The sequence below is a fragment of the Dietzia massiliensis genome, from assembly GCF_018390595.1.
GTDB classification, from domain to species: domain Bacteria; phylum Actinomycetota; class Actinomycetes; order Mycobacteriales; family Mycobacteriaceae; genus Dietzia; species Dietzia massiliensis.
The window spans coordinates 1-328 of the sequence record NZ_JAHBAV010000359.1 but is presented as its reverse complement, the minus strand read 5'-3'; the positions used below and the strand labels follow the sequence as shown (position 1 = coordinate 328).

Here is a 328-nt window from a genome sequence, read left to right as displayed (position 1 = left end):
CTTCATAGGTGCCGTGCATGCCGAGCATGCCGACGCTCTGCCGGTGGGTGCCGGGGAAAGCGCCCAACCCCATCAGGCTGCTGGTCACCGGCAGGTTCAACTGCTCCGCCAACGCCAACAGTTCGGCCTCGCAACCGGCGTTGATCGCGCCGCCGCCGACGTACATCACCGGCTTTTTGGCCGCCAGAATGGTTTGCAACGCGCGTTTGATCTGCCCGCGGTGGCCCTGCACCGTCGGGTTGTAAGAACGCATGCTCACGTCCTGCGGGTAGGCATAAGGCATCCGCACCGCCGGGCCAACGATGTCTTTCGGCAGATCGATTACCAC

1 pseudogene is annotated in these 328 nt (G+C 64.0%); it reads right to left on the bottom strand.

What is annotated here, in order from left to right:
• A pseudogene (locus KHA85_RS20755) lies at nt 1-328 on the bottom strand (acetolactate synthase large subunit); the annotation flags it as partial.